The 5,197-nt window shown below is 66.6% G+C and carries 6 protein-coding genes; 1 reads left to right on the forward strand and 5 read right to left on the reverse strand.

Annotation, left to right across the window (positions count from 1 at the left end; translation table 11 throughout):
* Window positions 1-43: 43 nt before the first annotated feature.
* From AC1DYI_RS25765 to AC1DYI_RS25780, 4 genes are all read right to left on the reverse strand, one after another.
* Complete coding sequence (locus AC1DYI_RS25765; RefSeq protein WP_477206983.1) at window positions 44-880, reverse strand: alpha/beta hydrolase; 837 nt, start codon at window positions 878-880, stop codon at window positions 44-46.
* A gap of 13 nt (window positions 881-893) precedes the next feature.
* The gene (locus AC1DYI_RS25770; RefSeq protein WP_477206984.1) at window positions 894-1,730 is read right to left on the reverse strand and encodes a substrate-binding periplasmic protein; all 837 of its coding nucleotides are present in this window, start codon (window positions 1,728-1,730) and stop codon (window positions 894-896) included.
* Entirely contained in the window at window positions 1,727-2,551 is an 825-nt protein-coding gene (locus tag AC1DYI_RS25775; protein ID WP_477206985.1) for a proteasome-type protease, read from the reverse strand. Before AC1DYI_RS25775 ends, AC1DYI_RS25770 begins: the two co-directional genes overlap by 4 nt.
* Before the next feature lie 166 nt (window positions 2,552-2,717).
* Window positions 2,718-3,815, reverse strand: a complete 1,098-nt coding sequence (locus AC1DYI_RS25780) for a TolB family protein (protein ID WP_477206986.1) — start codon at window positions 3,813-3,815, stop codon at window positions 2,718-2,720.
* Between the two features lie 105 nt (window positions 3,816-3,920).
* On the opposite strand from AC1DYI_RS25780, the gene AC1DYI_RS25785 reads away from it, so the two are divergent.
* The gene (locus AC1DYI_RS25785; protein WP_477206987.1) at window positions 3,921-4,592 is read left to right on the forward strand and encodes a winged helix-turn-helix domain-containing protein; all 672 of its coding nucleotides are present in this window, start codon (window positions 3,921-3,923) and stop codon (window positions 4,590-4,592) included.
* Between the two features lie 19 nt (window positions 4,593-4,611).
* On the opposite strand, the gene AC1DYI_RS25790 is transcribed toward AC1DYI_RS25785, so the two are convergent.
* Window positions 4,612-5,197 (reverse strand): MutS-related protein (locus tag AC1DYI_RS25790; RefSeq protein ID WP_477206988.1); only part of this gene is annotated, 586 nt, incomplete at its 5' end.

The following is a 5,197-nucleotide window of genomic DNA, read 5'->3' on the forward strand; positions in this document are numbered from 1 at the left end:
CGCCTACATCGTGCACGGCCCCAAGGCAAGCTGAAGTCGGCCTTCAGGCCAGCAATGCCAGCACTGCTGCGGCCGTGTCGTCGGGCCGCTCCATCGGGTACAGGTGGCTGCCTTCCATCCACTGGAAGCGTTCTTTTGCCAACGCGCGGGCGGCGGTCAGGCCGCCCTGCCGTGCCTCGACGGACTGGGTGCCGGCGATGAAGGCCACTGGGCACTGCGGCGGATGGCGCTTGAGCACGCTGCCCATGTGGTGTGGCAGCGTGTTGTAGATCCGGGTTTCGACCGAACGTTGAAAAGCCAGTTCGACGTGGCCGTCGCGCTCTTCGAAGCCGCTGGCCACGTAGTCGGCCAGCACGCGTTCTTCCCAGCGCGCGAAGGCTGATTTGGCCTGGAAGTGCGCCAGCACGGCGGCGCGATCGGGCCACTGGTAACGGCGCTGGCGCGACACCTTGCCGGGCGAGATGCGCGCCATCAGCCCGCTGCGCTTGAGCATTTGCACGCTGTGGGCGCGCCAGCCGGTGACGACGGGCGAGTCGAGCAGCACCAGTCGAGCTGCCAGATCCGGGCGCTTGCAGGCGGCCAGCAGGCTGAGCAGGCCGCCCAGAGAATGGCCGACCAGGATGGCCGGGCCACCCACCTCGGCCTCGATGAAGTCGATCAACTGGTCGCGCAGGCCGCGCCAATTGCTGGTCACTGGATAGCGTGGATCATGGCCGAAACGCTCGATCGCGTGCACCGCATGGCCGGCATTTCTCCAGTGCTCGAACAGCACGCGGTAGGTGCCGGCGGGGAAACCGTTGGCGTGCGAGAAAACGATGGGCAGGGGCCGCGTGCCGTCTGCCGCGGCAGTCTTCGGTGTCGAGGGGGTCGTTTGCTTCATCGGCGAAGCGCGATCACGGCAGATTCAGTTCGAATACCCGCCGCCGGCCGGCATCAATCTCGTCCAGGCTGCGCTTGAAGCTCTGGATGCTGTTGAACAGCCTGTCGAAGCTGCCGTCCTCCTGCGCCAGACGCAGGCCACGCGCAATGCGTTCGGCCAGCGCCGGGTTGCTGCGGCTGACGAAGAAGTAGAAGGGCACGTTGTAGTGCAGGAAGATCGTCTGCTCGATCACCAGGCCTTGGGCCGAGTGTTCGCGCTGCTCGTACCAGGCTTCGTAGACGCCACGCGGCAGGTAGTCGAAGCGTTTGGCTTGCAGCATGGGGAACAGCGACTCGAAGTTGATCGAGGCGATGACCGGCAGCTTGTTGGTTCGCAATACCTCGGTCGACGGCCAATTCACGCCGGCACCGGCGGTGAACTTGCGCAGGTCGTCAAGCGAGCGCACGGCGGCAAACCGGGGCTGGTCTTCCTGGCGGATCAGGAACACCCGGTAGTCGTTGAGCTGGCGCAGCAGCGAGATGCGCACCGGCAGCAGCTCGGCCTCGCGCTGCCGGTTGGTGCCGTCCCACATCACGTTGATGGCGCCGCGGTTCTTCAGCTCGGCCATCTGGCGCGGGCTGGACATTTCTTCGCTGAAGTACTGGATGTCGAATGGCCCGTCGCCGACGACAGTCTTCTCCAGCGCCAGGCGCAGCAGCTGGACGAAATAGCCCGCATGCTCCTGCGAGCTGGGGTGCACGGCCGGGATGACGACCTTCAACGGTGCCGCCGGCGCGGCGTGCACCGGCCAGGCTGCCGCCGCCATCAGGCCCAGCGCGGCACGGCGCCCGCGCAAGGTGCTGCCGCTCAAACGATCTTCTCTTCGGGCCGGCCGATCTTGCGCATTGGCTCATAGCGCTCCGACGGCGCGAGCAGCGGGTGGGTCGTGTCGGTGCCGTCCCAGTGTGGGTCGTCGATCGCTTCGAAGACCTCACGCAGGCGCTGGCCCCAGGTGCCGCGGATCATGCGGAAGTAGGGGTTCTGGTCGTCGATGACGGCGATGTTGTTGCTGCGCAGCTTGCCCTCTTCGTAGACCAGCAGGTCCAGCGGCAGGCCGACGGAGAGGTTCGATTTCAGCGTCGAATCCATCGACACCAGCGCGCATTTGGCGGCTTCTTCCAGCGGGGTGGTCGGCGTCAGCACCCGGTCGAGGATCGGTTTGCCGTATTTGCTCTCGCCGATCTGGAAGAAACAGGTCTCGCGCGTCGCCTCGATGAAGTTGCCGGCGGAGTAGATGTGGAACAGGCGCATCGCCTCGCCGTTGATCTGGCCGCCGAAGATCATGTTGGAGTTGAAGTCGACGCCGGCGTTGTGCAGCGCCGCGGCGTCCTGGTCATAGACGCGGCGCACCGCGGCGCCGAGCACGCGGGTCGCGTCGAACATGCTCTTGGCGTTCCAGATCGTCAGCGGCTCGCCATCGCCGTTGGGCAGTTTCTCGACCTGCAGGATCTCGCGCACCGACTGCGAGATGCTCAGGTTGCCGGCCGACAGCAGCACCATGAACCGATCGCCCGGTTTCTCGTAGACGATCATCTTGCGGAAGGTGCTGATCGCGTCCAGGCCCGCGTTGGTGCGCGAATCCGACAAGAAGACCAGACCGGCGTTGAGCCGGATGCCGACACAGTAGGTCATGGGAACACCCGTCAGTCGGGGAATCGTTGATCAGACGATTGTCCACACTTGGCGGGTGTTTGCTGCAAGCCTATCGGCCTGATGGCTTCTTTTGGCCCGCGCGCCGCCGCGATGCAACAGGCGCGCGGATTGCTCCCTCCACGATTTCAGGTCGCGACGCTTGCCGTCAATCGGTCCACGCCATCAGGTCGCAGCCCAGCGGGTGCTTGTCGCCATCGCGGTCGCTCACCTCGAAGCTGAAGGCGTCGTTCGCCGCAGGCAGGGCGGTCACGTTGCGCGCCTCCGCGGGCACGTACCACAGCTCGCACGTGCCCATGCAGCCCATGCCGGTGCAGAAGAAGCCGGTGTCCACGTCGAAGGCCAGGTAGCGGCCGTCGGGCGACCAGTGGGCGCCATAGCTCATCTTGGTCGTGGTGACGCGCTCGAGCCCGCTGCCGTCGAGGTTGGAGACCCAGATGTCGCTGTCGGGCGAGGGCTCGATGTCGTTCTGGATGCGCAGCGCCAAGCGGTCGCCCTGGCGGTTGGCCCAGGCGTCGATGAGGTAGTGGTGCGGGGGCAGGTTGAGCTGGCCGCTCGGCGTTTCGGTCTCGGGGCCGTCGAGCGCACCGGTGCTGATCGCGCCTTGCCGGTTGATCCGCAGATAGCGGTTGTCGGGCAGCCAGGTGAACGCATCGTCGGCGGTGAATTGGCGCACGACCGTCATCGTGGGCAGGTCGATGAAGATCCAGTCGGCCGGCGAGATGACGTCTGCGCCGAGCATCGCCGCGAGGATGGTCTTGCTTGGCGCGGGCCGTTCATTGCGCAGGTAGCCCTCTGCCGTGGCGCTGTAGAGCACGTTGCCCGACAGGTCCAGCACCCTCAGTGTGCTGATGTCGTCTTCCGTGTCGGTGATTGCGTATTGCTTGCCGTCAGGCCAGGGGTAGCCCCAGCCGTCGGCCGTRACCTGCACCGGCAGGCCACCCCCGGGGTAGGCGATCTGGGTGCCGTCGCGGAAGTCCAGCGCGTAGTTGTCGTGCCAGAGCCGGCCGGAAACGGACGGGGGTGGGGGCGGTGGGGAGGGCGAGGGTGATGGGGAAGGTGACGGGGACGGCGAGGGTGAAGGCGATGGGGATGGTGGGGGCGGCGTGTTCCCGGTCGGCTCGCCGCCGCCTCCTCCTCCGCAGGCGCCGAGCGCGGCAGCGCAGATGACGGCGGTCGCCAGTGCGCGCAGGTGGCGCAGCTTGTCCTGACGTCCGGCCTGCGATTCGTATCTTTTCGTGTCCATAAACCTCCTTGGTTATGTCGGGCCGCTGATGACCAGCAAGGCCCGAAGCCTAGGCAGGCGACGGTTCAAATAACATGCTTGAAACTGAACCGTGAACCTGAGAAGTTGAACCACAACAGCCTCGAAGGCGTGCCGGCGTGGACACCGGCCGCCGAACAAGTCGTCACCGACCGAGCGGCGGTCGAGATCCTTTGGCACGTCGAGAAGCGCCTGAACCTCAAGCCCTTCATCGGCCAGAGTGCAGACCTCGCCTCGGCCGCGGCCCAACTGGGCATCAGCAAGCCGGCGATGAGCTACTGGATCGGGCGCCTGATGGACGCGGGCCTGATCCGCCTGGTGCGGGTCGAAAAGCGCGGCCGACACAGCATCAGCCACTACCGCTGCGTGGCCGATCGCCTGCGTGTCAGCCTGGAGGACGCGCCGCTGTCCAGCTATGAAGGCGTGCTCGACGATTTCACGACCCGCTGGCAGACCCAGGCGCGCTCAGCGATGGCGCGCTCATTGGCGAAGCAAGCGCCCGACCTGGAGTTGTGCATCGCCAACACCGGTGTTGCCGCCGGGCTGTCCACGACGATCCTGCCTCGACCCGGTCGCCCGGCACCGCCGGACGACTTCATCCAGTACTGGGCCCGGCTGTGGCTGACCGACGACGAGACCAACCAGCTGGCGAGCGAGTTGAATGCGCTCTACGACCGCTATGCAGCGCTGAGCGACAAGACCAGCAAGACCGTGCCGACGCTGATGCAGCTGACCCACGTGCGGGAGCCGCAGCGCTGAGGGCGGCTTGAGCGTTGCCTCAGGTGCCGCCCTTGATCTGCAACTGCTTCAGACGGTAGAGCGCTTCGAGGGCTTCGCGCGGCGTCAACGTGTCTGGCTCGATGTGCGCCAGCGCCTCGTCCACCGCCGATGCGGCGGGCGCTGGTGCCGCTGGCGGCGCAGCGAACAGGTCGACCTGCGCATCGCGCTCGCGGGACTGGGCTTCGAGCGCTTCGAGCGCCGCCCGCGCCTGTCGGATCAGCACCGGCGGCATGCCGGCCAGCCGCGCCACTTGCACACCGTAGCTGCGGCTCGCGGGGCCGGGCTCGATCGCGTGCAGGAAGACGATGTCGTCGCCGCTTTCGGTGGCGCTGACGTGCAGGTTCAGCGCACGCTCGTGGCGGCGCGGGAACTCGGTCAGCTCGAAGTAGTGGGTCGCGAACAAGGTGAAGGCCTTGTTGCGGTCGTGCAGCTGCGTGGCGATCGCCGAGGCCAGCGCCAGGCCGTCGAAGGTCGAGGTGCCGCGGCCGATTTCGTCCATCAGCACCAGCGRCTGCTCGGTCGCGCCGTGCACGATGGCGGCGGCCTCGGTCATCTCCATCATGAAGGTCGACTGCGCGTTGGCC

Source organism: Ideonella sp. P3_A4 (genome assembly GCF_056403075.1).

Coding starts and splice junctions, on each gene's coding strand:
- AC1DYI_RS25765 (WP_477206983.1), bottom strand. CDS start 880: ATGAAGCAAACGACCCCCTCGACACCGAAGACTGCCGCGGCAGACGGC.
- AC1DYI_RS25775 (WP_477206985.1), bottom strand. CDS start 2,551: ATGACCTACTGTGTCGGCATCCGGCTCAACGCCGGTCTGGTCTTCTTG.